This is a genomic window from Paraburkholderia sp. JHI2823 (genome assembly GCF_038900695.1).
Lineage (GTDB): Bacteria > Pseudomonadota > Gammaproteobacteria > Burkholderiales > Burkholderiaceae > Paraburkholderia > Paraburkholderia mimosarum.
The window spans coordinates 116,615-143,603 of the sequence record NZ_JAYMRY010000014.1 but is presented as its reverse complement, the minus strand read 5'-3'; the positions used below and the strand labels follow the sequence as shown (position 1 = coordinate 143,603).

23 protein-coding genes are annotated in these 26,989 nt (G+C 63.1%); 15 read left to right on the top strand and 8 right to left on the bottom strand.

Annotation, left to right across the window (positions count from 1 at the left end; translation table 11 throughout):
• The first annotated feature begins 28 nt into the window (after positions 1-28).
• Together VSR34_RS17655 and VSR34_RS17650 are read left to right on the top strand one after the other, a co-directional pair.
• Entirely contained in the window at positions 29-523 is a 495-nt protein-coding gene (locus VSR34_RS17655) for a hypothetical protein (RefSeq protein ID WP_036019509.1), read from the top strand.
• A 69-nt stretch (positions 524-592) separates the two neighbouring features.
• The gene (locus VSR34_RS17650; RefSeq protein WP_342963089.1) at positions 593-1,501 is read left to right on the top strand and encodes a lysozyme inhibitor LprI family protein; all 909 of its coding nucleotides are present in this window, start codon (positions 593-595) and stop codon (positions 1,499-1,501) included.
• Positions 1,502-1,535: 34 nt separating this feature from the next.
• Here VSR34_RS17650 and hpnJ read toward each other — a convergent pair whose 3' ends face one another.
• Complete coding sequence (gene hpnJ / locus VSR34_RS17645; RefSeq protein ID WP_342963088.1) at positions 1,536-2,957, bottom strand: hopanoid biosynthesis associated radical SAM protein HpnJ; 1,422 nt, start codon at positions 2,955-2,957, stop codon at positions 1,536-1,538.
• A 581-nt stretch (positions 2,958-3,538) separates the two neighbouring features.
• Here hpnJ and VSR34_RS17640 point away from each other — a divergent pair.
• The gene (locus tag VSR34_RS17640; protein WP_028212856.1) at positions 3,539-3,880 is read left to right on the top strand and encodes a hypothetical protein; all 342 of its coding nucleotides are present in this window, start codon (positions 3,539-3,541) and stop codon (positions 3,878-3,880) included.
• Between the two features lie 33 nt (positions 3,881-3,913).
• Here the strand turns inward: VSR34_RS17640 and VSR34_RS17635 are convergent, their stop codons facing one another.
• Positions 3,914-4,645 (bottom strand): MBL fold metallo-hydrolase, encoded by a 732-nt coding sequence (locus VSR34_RS17635; RefSeq protein WP_342963087.1) that lies wholly within the window; start codon positions 4,643-4,645, stop codon positions 3,914-3,916.
• Between the two features lie 443 nt (positions 4,646-5,088).
• Here VSR34_RS17635 and VSR34_RS17630 point away from each other — a divergent pair, with 443 nt between their 5' ends.
• Positions 5,089-5,649, top strand: a complete 561-nt coding sequence (locus VSR34_RS17630) for a hypothetical protein (RefSeq protein WP_342963086.1) — start codon at positions 5,089-5,091, stop codon at positions 5,647-5,649.
• 321 nt (positions 5,650-5,970) lie between these two features.
• Here the strand turns inward: VSR34_RS17630 and VSR34_RS17625 are convergent, their stop codons facing one another.
• Positions 5,971-6,762, bottom strand: coding sequence for a 3-hydroxybutyrate dehydrogenase (locus tag VSR34_RS17625; RefSeq protein WP_342963085.1), 792 nt, complete (start codon positions 6,760-6,762; stop codon positions 5,971-5,973).
• Positions 6,763-6,786: 24 nt separating this feature from the next.
• The gene (locus VSR34_RS17620) at positions 6,787-8,187 is read right to left on the bottom strand and encodes a GntP family permease (protein ID WP_342963084.1); all 1,401 of its coding nucleotides are present in this window, start codon (positions 8,185-8,187) and stop codon (positions 6,787-6,789) included.
• Positions 8,188-8,526: 339 nt separating this feature from the next.
• Between VSR34_RS17620 and VSR34_RS17615 the strand changes: the two genes are divergently transcribed.
• The 4 genes from VSR34_RS17615 to VSR34_RS17600 all read left to right on the top strand — a co-directional run bounded on the left by VSR34_RS17615 (position 8,527) and on the right by VSR34_RS17600 (position 15,851).
• Positions 8,527-10,002: a sigma-54-dependent Fis family transcriptional regulator gene (locus VSR34_RS17615; RefSeq protein WP_028231396.1), complete on the top strand. Its 1,476-nt coding sequence runs from the start codon at positions 8,527-8,529 to the stop codon at positions 10,000-10,002.
• Positions 10,003-10,110: 108 nt separating this feature from the next.
• Complete coding sequence (locus tag VSR34_RS17610; RefSeq protein ID WP_342963083.1) at positions 10,111-11,013, top strand: NAD(P)-dependent oxidoreductase; 903 nt, start codon at positions 10,111-10,113, stop codon at positions 11,011-11,013.
• 20 nt (positions 11,014-11,033) lie between these two features.
• Complete coding sequence (locus VSR34_RS17605; RefSeq protein ID WP_342963082.1) at positions 11,034-13,001, top strand: amylo-alpha-1,6-glucosidase; 1,968 nt, start codon at positions 11,034-11,036, stop codon at positions 12,999-13,001.
• 111 nt (positions 13,002-13,112) lie between these two features.
• A complete protein-coding gene (locus VSR34_RS17600; protein WP_342963081.1) occupies positions 13,113-15,851 on the top strand; it encodes a glucosidase in 2,739 nt (912 codons plus the stop codon).
• 570 nt (positions 15,852-16,421) lie between these two features.
• On the opposite strand, the gene VSR34_RS17595 is transcribed toward VSR34_RS17600, so the two are convergent.
• A complete protein-coding gene (locus VSR34_RS17595; protein WP_342963080.1) occupies positions 16,422-17,444 on the bottom strand; it encodes a hypothetical protein in 1,023 nt (340 codons plus the stop codon).
• 400 nt (positions 17,445-17,844) lie between these two features.
• On the opposite strand from VSR34_RS17595, the gene VSR34_RS17590 reads away from it, so the two are divergent.
• Positions 17,845-18,678 carry a glyoxalase/bleomycin resistance/dioxygenase family protein gene (locus tag VSR34_RS17590; RefSeq protein WP_342963079.1) on the top strand — a complete coding sequence of 278 codons (834 nt, stop codon included), beginning with the start codon at positions 17,845-17,847 and terminating at the stop codon, positions 18,676-18,678.
• A 54-nt stretch (positions 18,679-18,732) separates the two neighbouring features.
• On the opposite strand, the gene VSR34_RS17585 is transcribed toward VSR34_RS17590, so the two are convergent.
• The 3 genes from VSR34_RS17585 to VSR34_RS17575 all read right to left on the bottom strand — a co-directional run bounded on the left by VSR34_RS17585 (position 18,733) and on the right by VSR34_RS17575 (position 20,966).
• Positions 18,733-19,149: a universal stress protein gene (locus VSR34_RS17585; RefSeq protein ID WP_028212847.1), complete on the bottom strand. Its 417-nt coding sequence runs from the start codon at positions 19,147-19,149 to the stop codon at positions 18,733-18,735.
• Between the two features lie 150 nt (positions 19,150-19,299).
• Positions 19,300-20,598 (bottom strand): DUF6596 domain-containing protein, encoded by a 1,299-nt coding sequence (locus VSR34_RS17580; protein ID WP_342963078.1) that lies wholly within the window; start codon positions 20,596-20,598, stop codon positions 19,300-19,302.
• Positions 20,595-20,966 carry a YciI family protein gene (locus VSR34_RS17575; RefSeq protein WP_342963077.1) on the bottom strand — a complete coding sequence of 124 codons (372 nt, stop codon included), beginning with the start codon at positions 20,964-20,966 and terminating at the stop codon, positions 20,595-20,597. The genes VSR34_RS17580 and VSR34_RS17575 overlap by 4 nt, the downstream gene beginning before the upstream one ends.
• Before the next feature lie 70 nt (positions 20,967-21,036).
• Here VSR34_RS17575 and VSR34_RS17570 point away from each other — a divergent pair, with 70 nt between their 5' ends.
• The 6 genes from VSR34_RS17570 (at position 21,037) to VSR34_RS17545 (ending at position 26,954) form a co-directional block, all read left to right on the top strand.
• Positions 21,037-21,438, top strand: coding sequence for a hypothetical protein (locus VSR34_RS17570; RefSeq protein ID WP_342963102.1), 402 nt, complete (start codon positions 21,037-21,039; stop codon positions 21,436-21,438).
• A complete protein-coding gene (locus VSR34_RS17565) occupies positions 21,366-21,725 on the top strand; it encodes an antibiotic biosynthesis monooxygenase family protein (RefSeq protein ID WP_342963076.1) in 360 nt (119 codons plus the stop codon). Before VSR34_RS17570 ends, VSR34_RS17565 begins: the two co-directional genes overlap by 73 nt.
• A gap of 208 nt (positions 21,726-21,933) precedes the next feature.
• Complete coding sequence (locus VSR34_RS17560; RefSeq protein WP_028212845.1) at positions 21,934-22,851, top strand: methyltransferase domain-containing protein; 918 nt, start codon at positions 21,934-21,936, stop codon at positions 22,849-22,851.
• Positions 22,852-23,080: 229 nt separating this feature from the next.
• Positions 23,081-24,262, top strand: a complete 1,182-nt coding sequence (locus VSR34_RS17555; protein ID WP_342963075.1) for a TIGR03118 family protein — start codon at positions 23,081-23,083, stop codon at positions 24,260-24,262.
• 298 nt (positions 24,263-24,560) lie between these two features.
• Entirely contained in the window at positions 24,561-24,764 is a 204-nt protein-coding gene (locus tag VSR34_RS17550) for a cold-shock protein (RefSeq protein ID WP_028212843.1), read from the top strand.
• Positions 24,765-25,289: 525 nt separating this feature from the next.
• Positions 25,290-26,954: a sialidase family protein gene (locus tag VSR34_RS17545; RefSeq protein ID WP_342963074.1), complete on the top strand. Its 1,665-nt coding sequence runs from the start codon at positions 25,290-25,292 to the stop codon at positions 26,952-26,954.
• The last annotated feature ends 35 nt before the right edge of the window (positions 26,955-26,989 follow it).

Sequence of the window (26,989 nt, the reverse complement as noted above, 5' to 3'; positions counted from 1 at the left end):
CTGGGAGGGGAACGAGGAGGGGTTCGACATGATGAAGCTCGCGTGGGTCATCGTCGCGGCGGCGTTCATGGCCGGCTGCGCCCAGCCGTGGCAGAGCGTCGAGCCAGGCGCGGACCAGTCGGCATTGATCGCTCGTCTTGGCCCGCCCCGCGAGACTTATAACCTGCCGGGGGGCGGTAAGCGCCTCATGTGGCCAACGCAGCCGATGGGCACGACGACGACCGCCGCGGACATCGATATCAACGGCAAGATCCTGAGCGTGCGCCAGGTATTGCAGGAAAGCGAGTTCAACCGCGCGAAAGTCAACGAGTGGACGCGCGATGACGTCCTGATCCATTTTGGGCGCCCCGCGGAGACCGCATACTTTTCGCGCATGCAGCGGGAAGTCTGGTCCTACCGGTACATGGAGAACAACATCGATTACATGATGTTCCACTTCTACTTCGACGATCAGGGCATTCTGCGGCTCACGCAAAAAACGCCAGATCCCATGCGGGACCGGAACCTGAGGCGCGGGTTCTAGCATCGACCGACATTGCGAAATTGCCCAACAGCCCGTTTCGGCGGTATGGGCTGCAAGGAGGAGGACGGCATGTGCAGCGCTCGGCACCCGACAGCCATGGTCGCGCGGGTTCGTTGCCTGGCTGCCTGGTTCGTTTGGGCGCTGCTCATGTTGCCGGGTATGTCGGCGGGAATGGACTTCAAGATTTACTACCAACCCGAGCTCAAGCTGAACATGATCATCGGGAAGGGACGGATTCAGAGTGGCGACGCAGATAAATTCCTGGCGGTCGCCAAACTCGCGGGTCGCGATGGCGAAGGGCTCGTCCCCTTTGTTCTAGATAGTCCGGGCGGCAATGTCGAGGCCGCGTTCCGGATCGTGGATGCCATGGATCAAGTGCGTGTCTATACGATCGTCCCCGATAACGCGAAGTGTGCCTCCGCATGCGCCTCGATCCTGTTCGCCTCCGGGGAGCGTCGCAGTGTTGTTGGCACGGGCATGCTGGGCTTTCACAGCTGCTATCGGCGCGACGGAAAAACCTATACCGAAGACTCCCTGTGCAACGAAATCATCGCGGCGAACGCCATGCGAAGGGGAGTGAGTCACGCAGCCATCAATCGTTTCGTCAAGGAGTATGGCGCGAGCGAAATGGCATGGGTCGGGCGCAACATTGCTTGCACGACGCTTCGTGGACTTTGCCGCCCGGGGCTGCTCGAAACGCAATCGGGGACCAAAGATGCGCTGGCCCAAAGCCTCGATTGCAGTGGGCTCCTGAGCGTTCAGGCGCAGATCGTTTGCACAGATCCGGAGCTTGCCCGCCTGGATAAAACAATGGCCGAGGTCTTTAACCAGAAGCTAAAGACCTCGGCCAACAAGACAAAGCTGCGGGCGGATCAACGAGCGTGGCTACGCAATTCGCGCAACGTGTGCGAGGATAAAGCGTGCCTGCTGCGGAGCTATCAGCTCCGCGTCGCCGAACTCAAGCGGACGCAGCCGTGATGATGTGACGGTCACCGCCGGCGGCGTGACTGCTTCATACCTTGCGTGCGCGAAGATATCTGAAGAACTCCGCACCTTCCTGCAGGCGCCGCTTCATCATCTCCCAGCTCATCAGCATTTCGCGCACGATTTCCCAGATCTTCGACGGCCGGAAATAAAAGCGTTTGTAGAACTCCTCGACGCCAAGGTAAATCTCTTCGCGCGACAGGTGCGGATAGCCGATCGTGGAGGCCTGGGTGCCGGCGGAATTGATGAGCGTAATGACCTTGGTGTCATTCAGCCATCCATTTTCGACGGCCTGCTTGTGAAGGACAGTGCCCGGATACGGCGCGGCGAGCGACACCTGGATGGTGTGGGGATTGATCTCCTTCGCATACTGGATCGTCTTCTGTATCGTCTCGTGCGTCTCGCCAGGCAGCCCGAGGATGAACGTGCCGTGAATCTTGATACCTAGCTTGCGGCAGTCCTCACTGAACTGCCGCGCCATATCGGTGCGCAGGCCCTTTTTGACGTTTACGAGAATCTGGTCGTCGCCGGATTCATAGCCGACGAGCAGGAGCCGCAACCCGTTCTCTTTCATCACCTTGAGGGTGGAGTAGGGCACATTCGCCTTCGCGTTGCACGACCACGTCACGCCTAACTTGCCGAGTCCGCGAGCGATCTCCTCGGCTCTCGGTCTGAGATCCGTGAAGGTGTCGTCGTCGAACATGATCTCCTTGATCTCGGGCATGTTGTCCCTGACCCACTTCACTTCTTCGAGGACGTGTTCGACCGAGCGCGTGCGATAGCGATGGCCGCCGACCGTATGCGGCCAGAGGCAGAAGGTGCACCTCGATTTGCAGCCGCGCCCCGTATAGAGCGAAAGATACGGATGCTTGAGGTAGCCGCTGAAGTAATGCTCCGGCGTGAGGTCGCGCTTGTAGATGGGCGAGACGAACGGCAACTGGTCCATGTCTTCGAGAATGGGCCGGGCGTCGTTGTGCATGATCCCGCCGTCTGGCAGACGGTAGCTCAGGCCGAGAATCGATTCGAACGGAAGTCCCTGCGCAATCTCGCGACAAGTGAAATCGAATTCTTCACGGCATACGAAATCGAGCGCATTGCTTGCGGTGAGCGAACCATGAGGATCGACGGCCACTTTGGCGCCGATCATCCCGATGAGGATCGAGGGTTTGCGCTGCTTCAAGTGCTCCGCGAATTGAATGTCGCTCTGGAACGACGGCGAACTCGTATGGATGATGACAAGTTCGTATGCCTGCGCGATGTCGAGCGTCGCTTCGAGCGACAGATCGTCGGCGGGGGCATCCACGACACGGCTGCCCTCGACCAGCGCAGCGGGCTGGACGAGCCACGTTGGATACCAGAACGATTTGATCTCGCGCTTCGTCTGGAAGCGCGAACCTGCGCCGCCATCGAAGCCTTCATAGGAAGGCGCCTGCAAAAACAACGTTTTCATGAATCCCCTCGAAGAATATCGTCCGCGCGGACTTGATTAGTTATCCGCAGGGACTCGCCATGCATCGGCGACGTTCACGAATTATTTCGAAGCCTTCAAAAACATGACAGTGTTGCAGGAGAGCGGCATTGCCATGCCGTTCTCACCTTTGGATCAATCAGGACGCGTGGCGGGGGCCACATCACCATCCTTTTCGAGCCGCGCGATCGAATAACGCGAGCTGGCGAGATGTTCTCACCGGGGAACCAGCGGCGGATCAAGAATACTACGACTTGCGATCCCGGAATGCCGAAAAATATGGACGTATGCGGCCGCCGCTTGTGGCACCGAAGAGAAGTTCGAATGCCGGGGCTGGTATTAACCCCAAGTCGAACCTTGTCGCATTCTTTGGCGGGCACGATCCTTTCTGTACTATATTTTCCGGAACCTGCTTTCCACAGCGGTACGGGGGTTGGCAGAGTGATCTTCTCTACGCGGCGTGCGGCGCCGCGCGCGGCAACCCGGATTACGGGAAATCCCTTACGTTAATGACACCGCGCGTGCGTTCACGATGCTCGGTGTCCCAAAGTGGGAGGCGATTTATGGCGCTGGATCACGGCAATACGAACGGCGTGCCGGTTGGCAATGGCCGGCATATCAGCCCTGCCGAGTTTCTGCTGATGGCGGGTTTTCTCACGTACCGCGCATCGCTCGCGCCGATCGACGCCCGCGTGGCCGCCCGGCGTGTTCTCGATGCCGTGCTCGGTGCCGCCGCGGCTCACGGGTTCGCGCACGCGGACGCGCTCGAATCGATGATGGCAAGCGCAGAAAAATCCGCGCAGATGCGCAGGCTCGCAGAGCAGGCAACGGCAGCCGTCGGCGATACGCTCGCGTATCTTCAGGTGATTCGCGGTGCCGGCGTCACGCTGGAGGCGGATGCCTGATCGCGGCGCCCGCGCGCGATCCCGCCTTGGCGCCTACCTATGTTCGACGCTATCGGCGAGCGCGAGCAGCAGGGCCGCGCCGTTGCCGCGCCAGGCACTGCCGTGCATGCAGGCCAGAGTCGTTGGCTGTAACGCAGCGAGGCCTTCGAGCATGTCGCGCGCATTTCTCGTGTGTGAGAAGTAATCCATCTTGTGACGGAAGGCCTCGCTCGGTTCGAGGATATCGCCCTCAGTCAGCGCCGGGTGACGGGAGCCGCCCTGCGAGAACAGGTCACCACAGAGCAGCGTTGCCGACGTAGTTTCCATGAGGAAGCCGCATTCCCACGCGTGCGGCAGATGCGGCGTATATAGCCAGCGCACGCTGCGCTGCCCCAGCGAAATCGTTTCGTCGTTTTCGAGCGCGCGTGGCGGCCGGTCGGCATAGTCGCTCACGGAGACCATGGCCGCGATCTTGCCGCATAGCGGCTCCGCATGCGGCGCCGCTGCGAGAAACGCGTTGAGCGATCCGCACTCGTCGGCTTCGAAATGCGAGAGCCCGATATAGCGCAACCGGTCGAGCGGCATGATCCGCTCGACGGCTTCCGCCACGCTCGCAAAGTGCGCGCGCAATCCTGTATGAAATAGCAGCGGCTCGTCGTCGACTATCAGGTACTGGTTGAACGAGAATCCGCCGCCACCCGGCAGTTCGACCGGAGTGGAAATGCGATAGATGTCGTCCGCGATTTCATCGACCGTCGTACCGCCGGGCAGAGATGGGGTCGCCATGGTGCGCTCCTTTCCTGGACAACTGATGTCACTCACAAAGTGCGTGTTCGCCGATTGTCGATCATGCGGATACGGATGTCGAAAGACGACCCTCAGAGTGTAGAACATGGATTCCGCGTAGATATTTCATGCGTATCGTGCAACTAACCGTCCAGCCCGGCCACGTCCCGCCAACGCCTTTCGGCGGCAAGCCAATGCAGCATCCATGGTTGATCGGCTTTATCGTGCGAGAAGCCTGGTGAGCGCGTGAAGCCTCACGGGCATGCCGATCGCGGGTCGCCAGCGGGCAGCGAACTGGTTAGCCGCGTCAGGTTCGAGCCATAGCTCCACGGAAGGATTTTGATCCAGGGCGCGATCCCCGGCGCGGCATCTGCGACTCGAGGCATCCCGATTGCTGCACCACGGAAGTCGCAATCAGCGGCATAACCATGAGGAGCAGCCATATGTATTCGACGTTCTGGAATTTGCAGCAGGCCAATGCAAACCTGTTTTTCAGACTCGCTTCGAAAGGGATCGACGCTTTTAAGACCACCACGGATCTGGCGGCCGAAGCGTCGCGGTCAATGATGAATGCGGCGCATGAGGACGCCAAACGGGTTGCCGCGGAACAAAGACGTGCCGATACCCGCCCCGATCTGATAGCCGCGGCCTTCCCCTCGCCGGACAAGGCACAGTCCTATGCACGCGAAATGTTCGAGCTTGCGTGTGATGTGCAGGCCGGGTTGGCTCAGTGGACCCGGGAACAGCTGGGCGCCCAGCAAGAAAGCATGCGAACACTGGCCGAGCAGGTCGGTAGAGTGTCCGATTCGGCCGCCAGGACGGCGGACGAGTTTTCGGGCGTGATTCGCCAGAACGCCGAAAACGTGTCGAGCCTCGCGGAGCGCAGCGCGAGGGACGCCAGGGACACGGCCAGCACCGTGGCGGAAGCCGGAAAAACGGGGCGGCAGACGGAGCAGCCCTCGGATCGCAGCACCGGCCAGGGCGCCGGCTCGCAAAAGCACTAGAACTGGGCGTTGCGGGGGTGGGCCGCCGTTGCGCCGCCCAGAGCCCATCCGGCGGGCGGGAGTGTAGCCCGGAGCCTGCCTGCGAGGGCGATCGAGCAGCCGTCGAAGCAGGTCGGGCAGGTGGTTGTGACGTTCACGAGACCGATCAGCCACCGAAATCATCGCGGCGAACCCGCGCGTGTGGGTGAGAACCTGGCGGCCAGAATGCAAGCGCACCGCTAAAGTCGTCGATGGATGACCGGCCCCCCCGGCCAGCCCTTGGCATTCAGCCGTCGTATCGTTCAGGGCAACTCGTTGCGCGAGCCCGCGCCGCTGTCGCCCTTACTGCGCGAGCCATCCTCCATCGACCTTGAGCTCTGCGCCACGCATTTCGCTGGCCGCCTCCGAGCACAGGAACACGGCCACGCCGCCAATCTGCTCGACGCTCGCAAAGCGTGCTGACGGCTGTTTCTCGCCCAGCAGCTTGAGGGTCGCATCTTCGATGGACAGCGCCTCGCGATGGGCGAGGTCGTCGATCTGCTTCTGCACGAGGGGCGTGAGCACCCAGCCCGGGCAGATCGCATTGACGGTAATGCCGCTGCGCGCCGTTTCCAGCGCGGCCACCTTGGTGAGCCCGATGACGCCGTGCTTGGCCGCGACATACGCCGACTTGCCGACCGACCCGACGAGCCCATGCACCGACGCGACATTGATCACGCGTCCCCAGCCCGCCGCGCGCATGATGGGAAGCGCCGCGCGCGTCGCGTGAAACGTCGCGCTCAGATTGATCGCGATGATCTGATCCCAGCGCTCGACCGGAAAGTTCTCGATTGTTTCGACGTACTGAATACCTGCGTTGTTGACGAGGATGTCGAGACCGCCGAACGTCTGTGCTGCGAAGGCGATGAGCGCTTCGATCTCGGCCGGCCGGCTCATGTCCGCGTTGTGATGCACGGCGCGCACGCCGGTGGCTTCGATCTGGGCGAGTGCGCCAGTCGGGTCGCCGAATCCGTTCAGGACGAGGTTGGCGCCCGCGCGGGCCAGCGCGGTCGCGATGCCGAGCCCGATGCCGCTCGTCGACCCGGTGACGACGGCGGTCTTTCCCGCGAGGGCGGGCCTGTTGGTGTGGTGCATGAGTGAGCCTCGTGTGAATGCCGGTCAGACGATACCGGTGAGGTAGAACACGGCGATGACGAAGAAGACGGCGAGCGTCTTGATGATGGTCACGGCGAAGATGTCGCGATATGACTCCCGGTGTGTGAGGCCCGTGACCGCGAGCAGCGTGATCACCGCGCCGTTGTGCGGCAGCGTGTCCATGCCGCCGCTCGCCATGGCCACGACACGGTGGAGGACCTCCATCGGAATGTGCATGGTCTGCGCGGTCTTGATGAAGGTGTCCGACATCGCGGCCAGCGCGATGCTCATGCCGCCCGAAGCGGAGCCCGTGATACCCGCGAGCGCGGAGACTGACACAGCGGCGTTGACGAGCGGATTCGGAATGGCCTTGAGCGCATTGCCGATCACGAGGAAGCCGGGCAGGGCCGAGATCACGCCGCCGAAGCCATACTCGGAAGCGGTATTGAGCGTGGCGAGCAGCGCGCCGCTCACGGCCATTTTCGTGCCGGCCGCGAAACGCGCCTTCACGCGGCCGAACGCCGTCGCGATGACAAGCAGAATGCCGAGCAGCAGTGAGCCCTGCACGGCCCAGATGGCCACGACGCTTTTTACGGCCACGGTCACGGGCGCGTGAATGCCGGGCAGCACGTCGGGTGCCACGGTGAAGCTCTCGCCGTACCACTGCGGAATCCATTTCGTCAGCACGAAGTTGGCGACGCCAACGAGCACGAGCGGCGCAATGGCCAGCGCCGGATGCGGAAGATTGCCCGTCTCCACGCGGTCGGGCTCGTTCACGAGCGACGTGCCATAGCCTTCACCCTTCGCCATGGCGCTGCGGCGGCGCCATTCGAGGTACGAAAGGCCGACCACGATGATGAAGAGCGAGCCGATCACGCCGAGCCAGGGCGCGGCCCAGGCAGTGGTCTTGAAGAACGTGGTGGGGATGATGTTCTGGATCTGCGGCGTGCCGGGCAGCGAATCCATCGTGAACGTGAATGCGCCGAGTGCGATGGCGCCGGGCATGAGGCGCTTGGGAATATTGCTCTGGCGATAGAGTTCGGCGGCGAACGGATACACCGCGAACACGACGACGAAGAGCGACACGCCGCCGTACGTGAGCAGTGCGCATACGGCAACGATCACGGCATTCGCGCGCGAGCGGCCGATATAGCGGATGGCGGCGTGGACGATCGCTTCGGAAAAGCCCGAGAGTTCGATGACCTTGCCAAACACGGCGCCTAGCAGGAACACGGGAAAGTAGAGCTTCACGAAGCCCACCATCTTTTCCATGAAGATGCCGGAAAAGACGGGTGCGACAGCGGCGGGTTCGATCAACAGGACGGCGCCTAGTGCGGCGATGGGCGCGAAGAGGATGACGCTGTAGCCGCGATAGGCCACGAACATCAGGAACGCCAAAGCGGCGATCACGATCACAAAGGACATCTTGTCTCCAGTTGGGTTTATTCGTGCAGGTGTGTTTGTTCTGCGCGCCGTTGCCGGCACGACCGCGCAATACAGCACGATATGTGCCAAGGGGCTGCAAGCCCAGCGGGAGAGGGCGCGATGCCGGCCAGCGGCGGGTGCCCGGCATCGGCCGGGATGGTTGTGGCCGCAAGGTGTCCCGGAATTGAGACGGCATGGGCGCAAAAGCACGCGCCCGCAATCCGATCCGCCGCGCAGGCCCATGAATCTCGGGCGCGCGGCGCATTCTCATTTCTGGGATAATCGGTCCCGAAAACGAGAATCCATGGCCGCAACGGCCCGACCGACGAAAAGAACCGAATGGAAATCGAAACGACCGCGCTGCTGGCCGACTTCGACCACGTGCGCAAGCTGGCGATGCAATCGCTCTTTCAATCACTCGACAAGTTCAGCGAAGGCACCGTTATCGTCGATCGCAACGCGCGCGTCGTCTGGATCAACAAGGACTACGCGGCACGCTTCGGATTCGACGACCCGGCGGCGGTGATCGGCCTCGATTGCGAAAGCGTCATTCCGAACAGCATGATGCGCGAGGTCGTGAAGGGCGGCGAGCCCATCCTCCTCGACATTCTCGAAACCGATCGCGACCCGATCGTCGTCACGCGACTGCCGATCAAGGACGACAACGGCGAAACGATCGGCGCGGTCGGCTTCGTGCTGTTCAACGAGCTCAAGGGGCTCTCGCCGCTCTTCAGCCAGTACGCGCGGTTGCGCGCCGAGCTGATCAGCACGCGCCAGTCGCTTGCGCAGGTGCGTCGCGCGAAGTACAGCTTCTCCAGCCTGATCGGCACGAGCGCCGCGAGTCTCGAAGTCAAGCGCCAGGCGCGCCGGGCCGCGCGTCTCGCGTCGCCCGTGCTGCTGCTCGGCGAAACGGGCACGGGCAAGGAACTGCTTGCGCACGCCATACACGGCGCGTCCGGCCGCGCGGACGGGCCGCTCGTGACGGTGAACGTGGCGGCGATTCCCGACACGCTGCTGGAACTGGAGTTCTTCGGCGCGGAAGCCGGCGCTTACACGGGTGCGGACCGCAAGGGGCGCATCGGCAAGTTCGAACTGGCACAGGGCGGGACGCTGTTTCTCGACGAGATCGGCGACATGCCCCTGGCGCTGCAGGGTAAACTGCTGCGAGTCTTGCAGGAGCAGGAATTCGAGCCGCTCGGCTCGAATCGCATCGTGCATACCGACGTGCGCATCATCGCGGCAACCTCGGCGGATTTGCCCGCGCTGGTAGCGCAGGGCAGGTTTCGCGCGGATCTCTACTACCGCATCAACGTGCTGACGATCCGCGTGCCGCCGCTGCGTGAGCGCCTCGCCGACATCGAGGCGATGGCCTATGCGATCCTCGACAAGCTTTCCGTGGAAAGCGGAGCCGTGCATCTCGAACTCGACCGCGATGCGCTCGCGGTGCTGTGCGCGTACAGCTGGCCAGGCAACGTGCGCGAGCTGCGCAATACGCTCGAGCGCGCGGTGCTGCTATCGGAGAACGAGCGAATCGATGCGCGTTCGCTCGCGCGCTTCATCGGCGACGGGCGCGGGCATCGGGCCGAGGACGAGGCGCGCGACATGGCTCACGACCGGCGCGATACACCGCTTGCCGCCTCGCCCGATCGCGCCGGTGTGCAACAGTATGAAGAGGCGATGCACGATTTCGAGCGTCGCTTCCTGACCGATGCGTTGCGCGCGGCGGGCGGCCACGTCACGAAAGCCGCCGCGCAGATCGGCATGGCGCGCGCGACGCTGTACCGGCGGATCGTTGCGCTCGGTATCGAGGTTTGACGGCCGGGTCACTCAATGATTTTTCGATCGAAGCAGCGCGGCTGAAATTGCGCGACCATCACGACAGTTGGCGGTCGCCCCTGAAAACAGACTGGAGGAGAGAAGCACATGACGAAGCGAGTGATTGTGACGGGAGGCAGCGGCCTCGCCGGAAAATGGGTGGTCGAGGACCTGGTCAAGCATGGCTACGAAGTGTTGAATCTGGACCGTGTGCCCATGCCGCAGCGCACGGCGCGCACGCTGATCGCGGACATCACCGACGCCGGCCAGGTTTTCAATGCGATCGCTTCGACCACCGCGCCGGTGGAGTTCGCCGACGACCTGGAGCCGAAGCCGATCGATGCGATCGTTCACTTTGCAGCGATCCCGCGCATCATGCTGACGACCGACAACGAGGTCTACCGCATCAACGTGATGAGCACGTACAACATTCTCGATGCGGCCTCGAAGCTGGGCGTGCGCAAGGTGATCGTGGCGTCGAGCGAGACGACGTACGGCGTGGTGTTCGCTCACAGGCATCGCGATCCCGCGTATTTTCCGCTCGACGAGGACTATCCGGTGGATCCGATGGACAGCTACGCCACGTCGAAAGTGGTCAACGAAGTGACGGCAAAAGCGTTCCAGGCGCGCACGGGTTCGGATATCTATTGTTTTCGCATTGGCAACGTGCTCGATCCCGACGACTACGCGAAGTTCTCTACATGGCTCAAGGATCCCGCGCTGCGCAAGCGCATTGCATGGAGTTATATCGACGGGCGGGACCTCGCCAATGCGTGCAGGCTGGCGATCGAAACGGACGGGCTCGGCTTCGAGATCATGAATGTCGCTGCGGACGATGTGTCCTCCGACCTGCCGACCCAGGTGCTGCTCGACCGGTACTATCCCGGCGTGCCGGTCAAGAAGGCGCTCGGCGAGTTCGAGACGCTGCTCAGCAACGAAAAGCTCAAAGGTCTGCTCGGCTGGCGGCAGCAGCATTACTGGCGCGATGAAGTGAAACGCTTCAACCCGTAGGCGAGCGCCTGGTCAATCCGATGACGCGCCTCGAGAGCCCCATCGATGCTGCCCGCCTCGACGACGAGTGGCTCGAAGCCGACGGCTCGGGCGGATTCGCGTCGGGCACGGCCGGCACCGCGCGTACGCGCCGCTACCACGCACTGCTGTTGGCGGCGACGCAGCCGCCCACCGGCCGCGTGGTGCTCGTCAACGGCATCGAGGCGTGGCTCGAATACGGGGGCTCCAAGACTGCGCTGACGATGCAGCGCTACGCGCCCGATATCCTCGCGCCCGATACCACGCAGCGCATGGCGAGCTTCGACACGTCGCCGTGGCCGACATGGCGCTACCGGCTGGACGACGGCGGCGTGCTCACCGCCGAAGTCTTCGTTGCAAAGGCCAGTTGCGAGACCGTGCTGCGCTGGCGCCTCGAAGCAGCGGCGCGCAGCGATGCAGCCGCGCCGGTGCTGAAAGTGCGCCCGTTGATGTCCGGCCGCGATTACCACGCGCTGCATCACGAGAATCCGGCGTTCGTGTTCGACGCGCAGATCGACGGCGAGCGGGTGCGCTGGCAACCGTACGGCAATCTTCCTGCCATCGTCGCGCGCTCGAACGGAAGCTATGCGCATGCGCCGGACTGGTACCGCAACTTCTGCTATGTGCGCGAACGAGAGCGCGGTCTCGACTGCGTAGAGGACCTCGCGACGCCCGGCGTGTTCTCCTTCGATCTCGGCCAAGGCGACGCCGTGATCCTGTTGCGCGCGGAACCATTCGGTGACACGGCCAATACGGTGCGTGAAGCCAGCGAAAGCGCCGCGAGCCGCGCCGTGCTGCTCGCCGGCTTCGAGGCCTTGCGCCGGGCGTCGCGCGGCTCGCGCCTGGCGTGCTCGGCGGATGCCTATGTCGTCACGCGCGGCGATGGCCGCACGATCGTCGCCGGCTACCCATGGTTCACCGACTGGGGCCGCGACACCTTCATCGCGATGCGTGGCCTGTTGCTCGCGAATGGCCGCTACGAAGAGGCGGGCGCGATCCTGCTCGAATGGGCGTCGACGGTTTCCGAAGGCATGTTGCCGAACCGATTTCCCGACGCCGGCGGTGCGCCCGAATACAACTCGGTCGATGCATCGCTGTGGTTCGTCGTCGCCGTGCACGATTATTTCGCCGCAGCGAACGTGCCGGACGCGGCGCGGCACGTGCTGCGAGGCGCGGTCGACGCGATCCTGGACGGCTATGCGCGCGGCACCCGCTATGCGATCGCCGTCGATCCGCGCGATGGGCTGCTGCGCGCCGGCGTGCCGGGCGTGCAGCTCACGTGGATGGATGCGAAGGCGGGGGACTGGGTCGTCACGCCGCGCATCGGCAAGCCGGTCGAAATTCAGGCGCTGTGGATCAACGCACTGCGCATTGCCTGCGCATGGGACACGCGCTGGCGCGAACTCGAAGCGCGCGCCAGCGCCTCGTTCGCCGCGCGCTTCGTCGATCCGTCGACGGGCGCGTTGTTCGACGTGATCGACGTCGATCATGTTCAGGGCGCCGTCGATCGCTCGATCCGGCCCAATCAGATCTTCGCGATCGGCGGTCTGCCGTTCGCGCTGCTCGAAGGCGATGCGGCGCGCGCGGTCGTCGCGCAGGTTCAAGCGCATCTGCTCACACCGATGGGGTTGCGCACGCTCTCGCCGTCGGACCCCGCCTATCGCGGCCGATACCGGGGCGGTGTCCTGGAGCGCGACGGCGCCTATCATCAGGGCACCGTCTGGCCCTGGCTGCTCGGACCCTTCGTGGAGGCGTGGCTGCGCGTGAATGGCGACGGCGCGGCGCAACGCGCGCACGCGCATGCGCATTTCGTGGCGCCGCTGCTCGCGCATCTCGACCATGCGGGGCTCGATCATGTTTCCGAAGTCGCCGATGGAGATGCGCCGCATCTGCCGGGCGGCACACCGTTCCAGGCGTGGTCGCTTGGCGAACTGCTGCGCGTGCTCGAACGGCTCGGCGACGCGTGCTAAGACCGCAGCATCCGCTGTATTCCCAGTGTGCGGACAAACCGCGCTAGCATGTGACTCTCGACGCGCTCGCGCGCCGCGCAATATCCGACGCCAAGGTCCGAGTAGAAGGAGATGCCCATGCTGCAGCGCGCCGCCGGCCTCATCCACACCGTTGAAGGCCAACGCCTGTACTCGGGCGACTATGCCCGCTGGCAACGCTGGGGCCCCTACCTGAGCGAGCGCCAGTGGGGCACGGTGCGCGAGGACTATAGCGAGCACGGCACCGCGTGGGACTACTTTCCGCACGATCACGCGCGCATGCGCGCCTATCGCTGGGGCGAGGACGGCCTGGCCGGTTTTGCCGACGAGCGGCTCAGCTGGTGCTTCTCGGTCGCGCTGTGGAACGGATGCGATCCGATCCTGAAGGAGCGTCTGTTCGGCCTCACGAACGAAGAGGGCAATCACGGCGAGGACGTGAAGGAGCTGTACTTCTACCTCGACAGCACGCCGACGCATTCTTATATGCGCATGCTATACAAGTACCCGCAAGCCGCGTTTCCCTACCAGGATCTGATCGAGGAGAACGCGCGGCGCGGCGCCGGTTTGCCCGAATACGAGATCCTCGATACAGGCGCATTCGACGACGAACGTTATTTCGATGTGCAGATCGAATACGCGAAGCACACGCCGGATGACATCGTCATGCGCGTGACGGTTGAGAACCGCGCGGGGCAGCATGCGTCGATCGACGTGCTGCCGCAGATCTGGGCGCGCAATACTTGGTCGTGGAAGCCCACGAGCAGCAAGCCGTCGCTCGCGCTCGTCTCGTCGTCGGCGGGCGAGCATGTGGTCGCGCACTGCGGCGCTGATAACTCGCACGAGCCGCTTGTCGTGACGGCTGCGTCGAACGAGGGGGCGAGTGTCGAATGGCTCTTTTGCGAGAACGACACCAACGTGCAGCGGCTATTCGGCATGGACGGCGCCGGCCCGTTCAAGGACGGCATCAACGATTATGTCGTGCATGGCCGCCACGACGCGATCCGCCGCGACACCGGCACGAAGGCGGCCGCGCGCGTTCGTCTCGAACTGGCGGCGCACGGACGCGCCGCCGTCACGCTGCGCTGGCGCTCGCTGTCCGCGCCCAGGGAAGAGGTGCCGCTCGACATCGACAGGCTGTTCGCGCAGCGCATCGCCGAAGCGGATGCGTTCTACGAGGCCCTGCAGCGCGACATCGAAAGCGCCGACGCGCGGCTCGTGCAGCGCCAGGCGCTCGCGGGCATGCTGTGGTCGAAGCAGTACTACCAGTACGACGTGAATCGCTGGATAGAAGGCGACCCGCTGCAGCCCACACCGCCCGCGGCACGCCAGCACGGGCGCAACGGCGACTGGCGGCATCTGTGTAACGCGGACATCCTCTCGATGCCGGACAAGTGGGAGTACCCGTGGTACGCGTCATGGGATCTCGCGTTCCAGGCGGTCGCCTTCGCGCTGGTCGATCCGATGTTCGCAAAGAAGCAGATGCTGCTGCTGGTGAAGGACCGCTATCAGCATCCGAACGGACAGCTGCCCGCGTACGAATGGGCGTTCGGCGACGGGAATCCACCGGTGCACGCGTGGGCGGCATGGCGCGTGTACGAGATCGACCGCTCGATCACGGGCAAGGCGGACCGCGATTTCCTCGAACTGATCTTCCATAAGCTGCTGCTGAATTTCGCGTGGTGGGTGAATCGCAAAGATGCGGACGGCCACAACATCTTCCAGGGCGGCTTTCTGGGGCTCGACAACGTCGGCATCTTCGACCGTTCGTCGCCGCTGCCGACGGGCGGCCACATCGATCAGGCGGACGGCACCGCATGGATGGCCGCATACGCACTCGACCTCATGCGCATCGCGCTCGAACTCGCGTTTGCGAATCACGTGTTCGTCGACATGGGCGTGAAGTTCTTCGAGCACTTTCTTTATATCGCCGGCGCGGTGAGTTGCGACGACGGCTGCGATACGGGCCTCTGGGACAGCATCGACGAATTCTTCTACGACAAGCTCAGGCTGCCGGACGGCACCAGCGTGCCGCTACGTATGCGCTCGATTGTCGGGCTGATTCCCTTCTTCGCGGTGCGCGTGCTCGAGGAGCGGGTGCACGGCGGCCTGCCGGGTTTGCGCGACCGGCTCGTCTGGTTCCTCCAGCACCGGCCCGATCTTGCCCGGCTCGTCTCGCGCTGGAACGAGCCAGGCAAGGGCAACACGCTGCTGCTCTCGCTGTTGCGCGGGCACCGGATGAAGGCGCTGCTGCGCCGCGTGCTCGACGAAGCCGAGTTTCTCTCTGACCATGGCGTGCGCGCGCTATCGCGCGCTCATCTCGAAACGCCTTTCGTCTATCGGCACAACGGCTGTAACTTCTCCGTCAAATACCTTCCCGCCGAATCGGATACGCGCGTGTTCGGCGGAAATTCGAACTGGCGCGGTCCGGTGTGGATGCCCGTCAACTATCTGCTGATCGAGTCGCTGTACGAATTCCACCGCTATTACGGCGATGACTTTCTCGTCGAGTATCCAACCGGCTCGGGCAGCAAGCTGTCGCTCGCGCAAATCGCCGACGAGCTGGCGCATCGCGTCACGACGCTGTTCCTGCTCGACCGCAACAACGAGCGCCCGGTCATGGGCACGTACCCGCTACTGCAGGCCGATCCGCGTTGCCGCGATCTCGTGCTGTTTCACGAGTACTTTCACGGTGACAACGGGCGCGGCGTCGGCGCCTCGCACCAGACCGGCTGGACAGGGCTCGTCGCGCTGATGCTGCAGCCGCGCATGATGAGCCCGTCGGGCAGCGTGCCGGTCGCGGGCGAGATCGAAGCGGTGGCGGCGCTCAAGTGAGGCGCGTTGCCAGGCGATGCATACCTCGTCGTTCGCGGTTGCCTCCATGCCGGCAATCGATCTTCGCGCAAAGGCTTGTCCCCGGAATTTTGTCCACGGAGAATGCACGCTGATGGAATGTCAGATGCAAGCGGTCCGGACACGTGGCCAGCATCGACGCTGGCCCAATGCGATCACAGGCATCGCGGCGGACAGATTAGACACTCATCGGGCAAGGGCGTCCGGAGCAGTAGTCATCCCGGAGAATGTCCGATGTTCAGACGCATCCTTTTCGAACTTGCCCGTGTTTTCGTGCCGGCGCAGCAAGGTACGGAGCTCCCATCCATCGACGTGCCGTCCAGCGCTTTAAATGAAGCCACTATGGGCGGCGAAAGCGGCCTGTCCCGATTGCGTGACTGCGCAGCAACGCGTTCGGCGCGTTCGCGCCGTCGCGTCTGGCGGCCGCGTGAAGTGCGTCGCGTAGCGCGTCCACTAGCGCCTGCCACTTTCGGGTTCGTAGCGCGAGGCAGGTTTGCCGCCGTTCTCGAGAACGAAGCGCGAGAGTGCCAAGGGCGATGAAAAACCGCAACTTCAGGCGGTCGAGCCGGTTTCAGTGAGAGGCGGATCCGATTGTGCGATTTGCAGATCCTCGAGATTCGCGAGGTCGCCGCCGCTCGTTTGCTGTTCGGTCCATATCTGGTTATCGGGAAACCAGAAAGCACTGTCGCGCGGCGGCACAACGAGCTTCACGGGCAGCGATGGATTGAAAACCTTCGACCAGCCCGAGAGGTACGAAGGGGTCTTCAGCAGATACCCGCAACTCGCGAGCAGCAGGCTCGCGACGAGTGCCTCGCGGCCGATGGCGAGTCCGGGATGGCCGCTGAAGTGCACGGGCTTCTCGCCCGTCGAGAGCAGCCTGGCGGGCGCCACGTTGACGGGCACGGCGAAACCGCGATTCACGAAAAAATTGAGGAAGGGTTGTTCGTCGCTCGATACGAAGATGTTCGTCAGCTGGGGCTCGGCGGCGAGCGTTTCCTCGACCCTGCGGCAAAGCGCATCCCATTCGATGGTATGCGCTTCGTATTTCTTGTCGGTGCCGCGAAAATGCACCCCTAACGTCGACGCACCAATGTGGAGCCGCCGCCGTATTGCTTCGACTTCTGCGCGAATCGCCGTTGCCGGCCGAAAGTTCGACAGGAACACTGTGCTCGCGCGCTTGAGTTCGAGGCCCAGCTCGTAACGACGAAATCCCAGATCGCTCAGATCGCTCACGATGGACGTTCGCAAATGCAGGCCCGAGGGCGGCACGGGTACCGGCGTGATGTTGTCAAAGCATTCGCCGAGCCAGTCCACCTTGCCTTCGGCGTCGCCATAACTGCCGCCACGCGCCGAAATCATGGGCGTCAAATTCCTTTCCTCGCAATACAGGAGGCAGCACAAAACGATTTGCATCACGGAGAAAAAGCCTGAATTGGCGCGGATCTCGATGACGAAGTAACCGCGGTTCAAGCGCTGCCGCGCATGCAGGGAAAGGCGTACCGGCGTGTTGAGCGCGTTCTTGAAACCTTCGCTCTGCCGGATTTGCCTTGCAATGTCGATAAGGTTGCCAATCATGCCACGTCTCTCCTGTCGCCGGTGACCGTTGCCCGGCAGTCCTGCGGGGATCAGAGGATTCAGGCGCCGGCGCGTAAAGCGCCGCTCATGCAGGCATGTGCTGCATGCTTCGAAAAAAAACTGATGAATCAGGATGCCTGCGCCGAGTGGCCAGCGCCGGCGAAAAGACGTGATGCACTACGCGCGATAATAGCGGGAATCAAATCCCATGGTCGAGTGGACAAAAACGAAATTGTGCGGGACGCCGCACATTTTTGAACGGTGCCGGAGTCATCGCGGCTTGGGCTAGCCGACATCCGTCGTGCGCTTTCGTTACCATGGCGTCTCCCGACGCGATGCATTCTCCGAAGGCGAAAAGATGAAACGTTCAGCGTACACACTCGAGGACACGGGCAACCTCGTGCTGCTCGAGCACGTCAACCTCACGATACCGGACCAGCGTCTCGCGACGGCGTTCTACGTCAGCGGGCTCGGGCTCACGCGCGATCCCTTTGTGATGACGGGCGTGACCAATATGTGGATCAACATTGGCCGTTCACAGATCCACTTGCCACAAGGCGAAGCCCAGCGCTTGCGCGGGCACGCCGGGCTGGTCGTGGGGCCGCGCGAGGCGCTCGTCGCACGACTGCACAGAGTTCAGCCGGTGCTCGACGGAACCGCGTTCGGATGGGTGGAGCGCGACGATCGCGTCGAGGTGACGTGTCCCTGGGGAAACCGTTACGACTGCCTCGATCGGGATGCTTTTCAGGGGCAAGCGCCGTGGTCGGACCTCGATCTCGGCATCGCTTATGTGCAGCTCGATGTGCCGGCCGGCAGCGCGGAATCGATTGCCGCCTTTTACCACGAGGTCTTCGATGCGCCCGCCGACGTTCGGGACAGCTACGGTTTGCAGCAAGCGGTAGTCGCCGTGGGAACGCATCAGCAACTCGTCTTTGCTGAAACGCGCGCGGCGATCCCGGAGTACGACGGGCATCATATTCAGGTGTACGTCGCGAATTTCTCCAAACCCTACGCCTGGCTCGCGCAACGCGGGCTGACATACGGCGAGGAGCCTCATCAATATCGCTTCGCCGACATCGCCGATCCCGTGACCGGAGGGCAGTGCTTCAAGCTCGAACACGAGGTGCGGAGCCTGCGTCATCCGCTCTATGCGCGACCTCTGGTGAACCGCGATCCCGAGCAAAGCAACCGAAATTACCGCAAGGGCGGCGATATGCGCAGCGGCGCGTTCTAGACGTTGGTCGGCGCATCCCTCAAGGGGCGCGCGCAGGGGAAGCGCACCGGCGCCTCAATGCAGCAGCGTGACCGGTGTCGCGCGCAGCCGCCAAAGCTTCAAGAGCATGCCCAGCTTGCGCAGCATGCCGAGATGGCTGGCATCGACGACGACGATGTCGGCATGGCCGCTTTCGACGCGACGGGACACGCTTCGCACGAAGGGCCCGCACATGTAGCTCGAGGTATAGGGCACCCCGGCATCGTCGAGAATCGCGCAGGTTTCACTGAGCGCGCGGCTCAGGTGGCGCTGGCTTTGTTCGCGTAGTTCGTCCTGCGACCAGAACGCGCTGGTGCGTTCGATGGTGACGTCTTCCAGGACCTCCACGATTTCGACTTCGGCCACGCAGCGCCGGGCGAAGAGGAACGCGCTATGGCGCGCGGCTTTTTCCGCGCCGTGGGGGTCGAAGATGGGTATGAGGATTTTCAGCACGCTCGCTCTCGTCACGAAGAGGCTCAGCGTTACCGCATGAGCACGGAAGCACGAAGATCGATCCAGGGATCGCCTTCGTATAGCGTAGAGACAAGCCCGTAAATATGGTGCAAAAAGTTGGGGCATGGCGACGTGCTCGACGCCGCATCATCATTCATGGTCTTGCCGTCCATCCCGGCCGTGCACGTTCGCCAATGAAAGCGCCATACGCTTGCGCTGCAGGAACCGGCGCACGGCCGGGTCCCGTTCGAGGCCGATTGCGAGATCGTATGCGCCGAGCGCGTCGGCCGTTGCGCCGGCACGCGCGAGCAGATCGGCGCGCGCGGCCCAGTAGGGCTGGTAGTCGGCGAGCCGCGGATCGTCCGCATAAGGCGCGAGCGCGTCGAGCGCCGCCTGCGGGCCGTCGCGTTCCGCCAGTGCCAGCGCGCGGTTCACCGCAACCACCGGCGATGCTGCAATGGCGAGCAGACCATCGTAGAGCTGCACGATCTCGTGCCAATTCGGGCGGCGCGTCAAGCAGCGATGCACGTGCGCAGACTGCAGCGCGGCCTCGAGCTGAAAGCGCCCGATCGCGTTGAGCGCGTTCGCGCGCCGGAGCAGGGCGTCGGCTGCTTCGATCATCGGCGCGTTCCATGTAGCCGGATCCTGAGCCGAGAGCGGCACGTAATCGCCGGCCGCATCGCGTCGCGCACCGCGCCGCGCCTGCGCAAACAGCATCAGCGCGAGCAGGCCCAGCGTCTCTGGTTCATCGGGAAGCAACTCGACGAGCAGCTGTGCGAGATACAGCGCTTCGTCGGCGAGATCGCGACGCTCGGCGTCGCCGCCGACCGGGTCGGTCCAGCCTTCGGCGTACGCCGCATAGACGGCTTCGAGCACTGCAGCCAGGCGGCCGGGCAGCTCCTCGCGCTCGGGCACGCTGAACGGAATGCCCGCTTCGCGGATCTTGGTCTTCGCCCGCACGAGGCGTTTGCCCATCGCGGCGGGCGACGTCAGGAACGCGGACGCAATCGTCTTCGCCTCGAGTCCCAGCACCACCTGCAGCATCAGCGGCGTGCGAATCGCGGCTTCGAGCGCGGGGTGCGTGCACGCGAACAGCAGCGCGAGCCGCCGGTCGGGCAACGCGCCGGGCTCGCACTCGTCGATTTCGTCGGCGAGGATCGCGAGCTGGTTCGCCACCGCGTCGCCGACCTGGCGATGACGCGCGCCATCGATCGCCCGACGGCGCGCAACCGTCATCAGCCACGCTTCGGGGCTGGCCGGGCAGCCGTGCTGCGGCCAGGTTGCGAGCGCGGCCGCGAACGCTTCGGCGAGTGCGTCCTCGGCCGCGGCGACGTCGCGCGTGCGCATGGCGAGCAGCGCGACGAGCTTGCCGTAGCTGCGGCGCGCGACCGCTTCGGCTATCGAATGCGCGGCGGCGTCAGCGTGACGGCCGCCGCCGGACTGGCTCATGCACCCGCTGGCGCATCGTAGGGTGCGGTCCAGACCGGGCGCACCTCCATGATGCCGTGCGCCGCGCCGGGACAACGCGACGCCCACGCCATTGCCGCATCGAGGTTGGGCACGTCGATCAGGTAATAACCGGCGAGCTGCTCCTTCGAATCGGAATACGGCCCGTCGAGCACCTGCGGCTTGCCGTCGACGAGCCGTACGGTCGTGGCCGTGTTCGTGTTCTGCAGCCGGTTTGCGCCCACCAGCGCGCCCGCCTTCTGCAACGATTCGGTGTATGCATGATAGGCGGCAACGCCTTGCTGCCGCTCGCTGTCAGTCATCTGGCTCCAGCGCTTTTCTTCCGAATAGATCATCAACAGGTATTCCATTTGAGCCTCCGTCATGGGGTTGAGGCGGATGAATTGCAACGGGCCGCCATCACAATGACGCACGGGCCGCATGCCGACGGACACGAAGTCAAAAAAATCCGCTGGCGGGAGTCGCGCGCTACGCCGCATTGAAAAAGACGTTTGGAAACCAGCGCATACGGCCGTCTTTCGCAAAGCATTGTCGAGCGACCGGCGCGCCTTGTCACCTGTGATTGCCGCGTGGCAGAGGACTCGATCACGTATTTCCGCCGCATTGCATGCCGCAGCGGCCCGCGAGGGAACGATGATGGAGCGCGCAATCGATGTCATCGGCTTCGGTCATTGCGTCCAGATTCTTCTGCAATTTCATGATGACCCGATGCGCGGCCTTGATCTCGTTGACAGTCAACCCATCGGAAGTTGCGACCGCTTGACCCTTCCTTTGCGATCGACCGTCAACTGGCGACCGAGGCCGCTCCTGTTGTGCTCGTGAACGTCTTCACACTCGATCCCGCCGATGAGCCGATATTCCTCAAGGTCTGGCAGGACGACGCAGCGTTCATGAAGCAACAAGCCGGGTTCATTTCGACTCAGCTTCATCGCGCACTCGGAGAAAAGCCAACGTACATGAATTCCGCTGTCTGGGAATCCACCGCACACTTTCGTGCGGCGTTTTCTCATCCGGATCTAAGATCGAGCCTCGCGGCTTATCCTTCCTCGGCCGTCGCTTCGCCGCATCTCTTTCAAAAGGTCGCAGTGCCAGGTATTTGCGTGGGTTAGGGGTAGAAGCCCTGGCGGCCACCGTCCGATGCGCAAAATCGTTGGCGCAGTTTCACGGAATGAAAGCGACTTTCATTCAGGTTAAAAGCGGACACGCCTTTGCCTCAAAAAGCTCGGCGCCCGTGTCGAAAATCTGCTTTCGTTAAGGTGTTCGTCAGCATACCAAGCTACCATCGCGCGGATCGCTCACGCCTCCTGGAAAGTTACTTTGTCGCCGCTCACGAACGATGTCACTCATGACAACTGGTCCGCATGGATTCTCGGGCAGCGCCACGGCGAAGATCGCGCCCATGAGCATACCGTCCGTGCCGAGATCACGAAGTACGCTGACCGTTTGCTGGATTCCGTTAGCCTTCGTTCCGACATAGTGTTGGCCGACATCGGTACGGGTGACGGTCTGGTCGGCTTTCGGGCAATCGAGCGGGCTGGTGCTGCGATCCGGGTGGTCATGACAGATATTTCGCGCCCCTTGCTGCGGCACGCGGAAGCGACTGCCCGAACGCTCGGGGTGAACGGGCAGTGCGCATTCGTACACGGCTCTGCCGAGAATCTGCAAGGCATTGCCGATGAGGCAGTCGATGCGGCGACGATGCGCGCGGTTCTGGCGTATGTGGAAGACAAGCCCGCTGCAATGCGCGAGCTGTACCGCATCCTCAAGCCGGGTGGCCGCCTGGCCATCGCGGAGCCGATCCTGCGTGATGAAGCGCTCGAGGTCTGCATGCTCAAGCGACTGGTCGATCAGCGTGCGTTCAACACCGACGATCCGTTTTTCCCCCTCCTGCTGCGATGCCGGGCGGCACAGTACCCCGATACGGAGGAGAAGGTGCGCGCGCTGCCCATCACGAACTACGGCGAGCGCGACCTTGTTCGCTTTGCCATCGACGCCGGATTCACGGATATTCATCTGGAATTGCATATCGATGTGCGAACGGAGGACAGCCTCCCCTGGGAAACGTTTCTTCTCACCTCGCCCCACCCTTTGGCGCCCACCCTGAAAGAAGTCCTCGAGGAGAATTTCACCCGCGAAGAGCGCACGTACCTGGAAGTGCGAATGCGGGCGATTTTCGAAAGCGGACAACAGTTCGGCGCCGAGCGCATTGCTTACCTGACGGCGAAAAGGCCGTAGACGCTGGTCGCGCCGGAGGACGGCACGTTGCGCGCATACACTGTCTCTCCCGCCGGTTGGAATAGGCTGGATGCAGTTTTCGTTTCCCTTCATTCGCGCCTGGCTAGCCGGTTCAGCGATGGCGATCGCACGCCATTACGTCGCGAAACAAGCTGCTGGCCGCAGGAATAATCGTCGCGTCCTTCTCGTTCATTGACCGTAAGGTCCTTTGGGCAGAAGGAGTGCGGTCATGAAGTCACGATTCGACGTATTCGGTGTCGTAGCATGCGGCGCGGCCATCGCGACGCTCGTGTCATGCGGTGGCGGGTCTGGCTCCAGTTCCAGCAGCACGAGCCCGCCCATCCAGTTGTCGTCGTTCACCGCGACGGCCCTCGTGTCCGACGGCGCGGTGCCCGCCGCGCATACCGACGTCAATCTGAAGAACCCTTGGGGCGTCGCCTTCAATCCGAAAGGGTTCGCCTGGGTGGCCGACAACGGCACCAATGTCGCGACGCTCTATGACGGCAACGGCGTGCCGCAATCGCTGATCGTGACGATACCGGCGGGAAAGAACGGCTCGGCATCGCCCACGGGCATCGTTTTCAACGGCACACAAAGCTTCACCGTCACGGAAACCGGCAAGTCAGGGGCCGCGGCGTTCATTTTCGCGGGCGAGGGCGGCACCATTACGGCGTGGGCGCCCGCCGTCGCGCCGACCAGCGCATTCGTCATGTACGACGATGGGACGGGGGGCGCCGTGTACAAGGGCCTCGCGCTCGCCGCGATGAACAACAGCAACTTCCTCTACGCGACCGACTTTCATAACAACAAGATCGACGTCTTCAACACCGCTTTCGCAAAGGTCGCAATGCCCGGTGCGTTCTCGGACCCGGCGATTCCGGCCGGGTTCGCACCGTTCGGCATCCAGGCGATCGGTGCAAACCTGTTCGTCACTTACGCGATGCAAGACGCCGCGAAGCACGACGACGTTGCGGGCACGGGACTCGGCATGGTCGACATGTACGACACGGCCGGCAACCTGAAGCAACGGTTCGCGACGGGCGGTCCGCTAAACGCGCCATGGGGCGTCGCGCAAGCGCCCGGGAACTTCGGCTCGATGAGCGGCGCGATACTGATCGGCAATTTCGGCGACGGGACGATCAACGCGTTCAACGCATCGAGCGGGCAGTCGATGGGACCACTCAGCGCGTCGAACGGAAGTCCGCTGGTCGAACACGGCGTGTGGGGCATCGCGTTCGGCAACGACCTCAGCAATCAGCCTTCCAATACGCTGTTCTTCGCGGCGGGGCCGAATGACGAAGCCGATGGGGTGTATGGGCGGATCGACCTGAATACAACTCCGATTCCGGGGACGAACACCGGTTCGAACACGGGCGCAGGCATCGGAGAAGGAACGGGCATGGGCATGTAGTGCTGAACGCGCATCGGAAGCGACCGCTCTCCATGCGAGAGCGGCGGCCCTCTTTTTGGAAGGCGTTATGACCTCGGATGCTGCGATGTGGCGGGGCGGGCGCGCCTTCTCGGGCGGGCCGCAGAAAATTCCTTGACGTGGCCACCGATACCGCGTACCTTCACCGTTCGAATCTTCCAGGTGTGTCTGCTCATCATTTGCCGCGACTCGCGGCTCTCGTTGACTTCTCCCGCTCGATTTTTTATTCGCCGCTCGTCAGGGCGCGCGTGTTTTTATTTGTCAAATTAAGGATTTTCTAGTGGAAACCGGTACCGTTAAATGGTTTAACGACAGCAAGGGCTTTGGCTTCATCACCCCGGACAAGGGCGGCGACGACCTCTTCGCTCACTTCTCCGAAGTGCGCGGCACGGGTTTCAAGACGCTTGCCGAGGGCCAGAAGGTCAGCTACGAGACCAAGCGTGGTCCGAAGGGGCTCCAAGCCTCGAGCATTACGCCGCTGTAAAGCGTAAGCATCGCGCCTGCCCATGTGGGCGGCGCGAACCTCTGCTTCAAACCGTGGCGGTTGATTGCCACGCGTTCCGTGCGCGCGTTCTCGCGCTCCGTTCTCCTTCGCTTGAATCCCCGCCTTCGTCGCCCTTGCGCGGCCTGATAAATAAGTATTCCAAATAGAAGACTGACGTCTTTGAAAGCCCGAGACTGAGCCGGTTGGGCCAAGGCGCAGCTATCACCGCTGTTTCTGCAAGCGCATACATGCTTCTGCGTTCGCCCTGCATTCCTCATACCAGTTCAATAGAATCGGGGACGCGGCGCGTCAAAGCGGCATACGCGATGAATTTTTCACACGATTGGGGCGACCACGAACTAGTGTGTTTGGGTCGATGCACCGCTATCTGTCCAGGCGAACGAACCAGGTTCGGTTTTTGCTGCGTCAGGTCGTTTTCGCTTCCCTCAGGAGTTGACGGTGCAGACACCACGGCGCCGGTAATCGACAGGCGGCCATCTGCATACCTTTTTCGCGAGGCTCCGAATGAAAATCCATTGCAGTTGCCTATCCCGGTTCGTTTGTCAGGGCATTGCGGGGGGCGGCGTCATCGCGCTCGCATGCCTGATCGGCCCAGGCGCGCAAGCGCAAACGCTGGGATCGCTCGTGCAGGTCGCCGGGGGCGACCCGTTTAGCGGCTGCACCGCCGACCAGGTGCACGCGCAGGAATCGGCATTCGGCAGCGTCCTCTTTCCCGCCACCTCGATCGAGCCCTGGGTCGCGGTCGATCCGACCGACCCGTCTCGCCTGCTCGCCGGCCACCAGCAGGACCGCTGGAGCAACGGCGGTTCGCGCGGACTCGTCGGCGTCGTCTCCACCAATGGAGGGAGCACGTGGACCAATACGATTCCGTCCGGGGTGACCGACTGTACCGGCGGTAAGTTCCGGCGCGCTTCCGATCCCTGGGTAGACTTTGCGCAGGACGGAACGGCCTTTTTCTTCTCGCTGGTACTGGATCCCGCAAAGCCGACGACGCCGTTCGGTGCGCGAAATAGCGGCATGCTGGTCAGCCGTTCCGCCGACCACGGCGCAACGTGGCAGCCTCCCGCTACGCTCATCCGCAGCAACTCGCCGCACGTGCTCAACGACAAGAATTCGCTCACTGCGGATCCGACTGCGAACAAGTACGTCTATGCGGTTTGGGATCAGTTGAGTGTTTTCCCGCAAACGAAGGAAGGCGCCCAGTTGCTCGCGCAAAACGATGGCGTCCTGATCGCGCAGCAATTGCGCAACGCTGCAGCGTCCGCCGCGGGCGGCGCGCCCGTCTTCAAGTTCAATTACACCGGCCCGAGCTTCTTCTCGCGGTCCACCGACAACGGTGTGACATGGAGCACGGCCGCGCCGATCTACCAGCCGGGCACGAACGCACAGACCATCGACAACATGGTGCGCGTGTTGCCCGATGGAACCCTGCTCGACTTCTTCACGGCGATCAATGTGACGCCGGCCACGGGTTTGAGCATTGGCTATATCAAGTCCGTGGATAAAGGCGGCCACTGGTCGGCGCCGACATTCACCAACGATATCTACGAGGCCGGAAACGGCGTGGTCACGCCTGACAGCGGCAAGCCGGTACGCGATGCCGCCATTCTCTACAGTGCCGCGGTGAACCCCGTTTCGGGGGCGATCTACCTCACCTGGCAGGACGATCGCTTTTCATCCGCGACTTGCACCACACCCACGGGCTCGATTCCGATTGAAGGGATCGTCTTCAGCGAATCGGATGACGGCGGGGCTAGCTGGTCGACACCCGTCATGATCAACCAGACGCCGGCGAACGGGACGAACCCCTGCCGGCAGCAGGCTTTCATTCCAGCGGTGGTAGCGTCGGGCGACGGCAGTACGATCGTGGTGACCTACTACGATTTCCGTAACGACACGAACACACCTGCCGGATTCGAGGGCACCGACTATTTCGCGGTCTTCTGCTCGACCGCCACGGCGTGCAAGAACGCCGCCAATTGGGGTAACGAACGCAAGCTGACCGATGCTTCGTTCAACATCCTTGACGCTCCCTTTGCGGAGGGTCATTTCCTCGGCGACTACATGGGCCTGGCCGCTAGCGGCGCCAAGACGGTACACCCGGTCTTCGGTGTTGCGACGAGTGCGAACGTGACAGGCGAATTCACGCGCACGATCACGTTGCCGTGAGCGCAAACGGCGGCGGCTGCGGAAAGTCGCCGCCC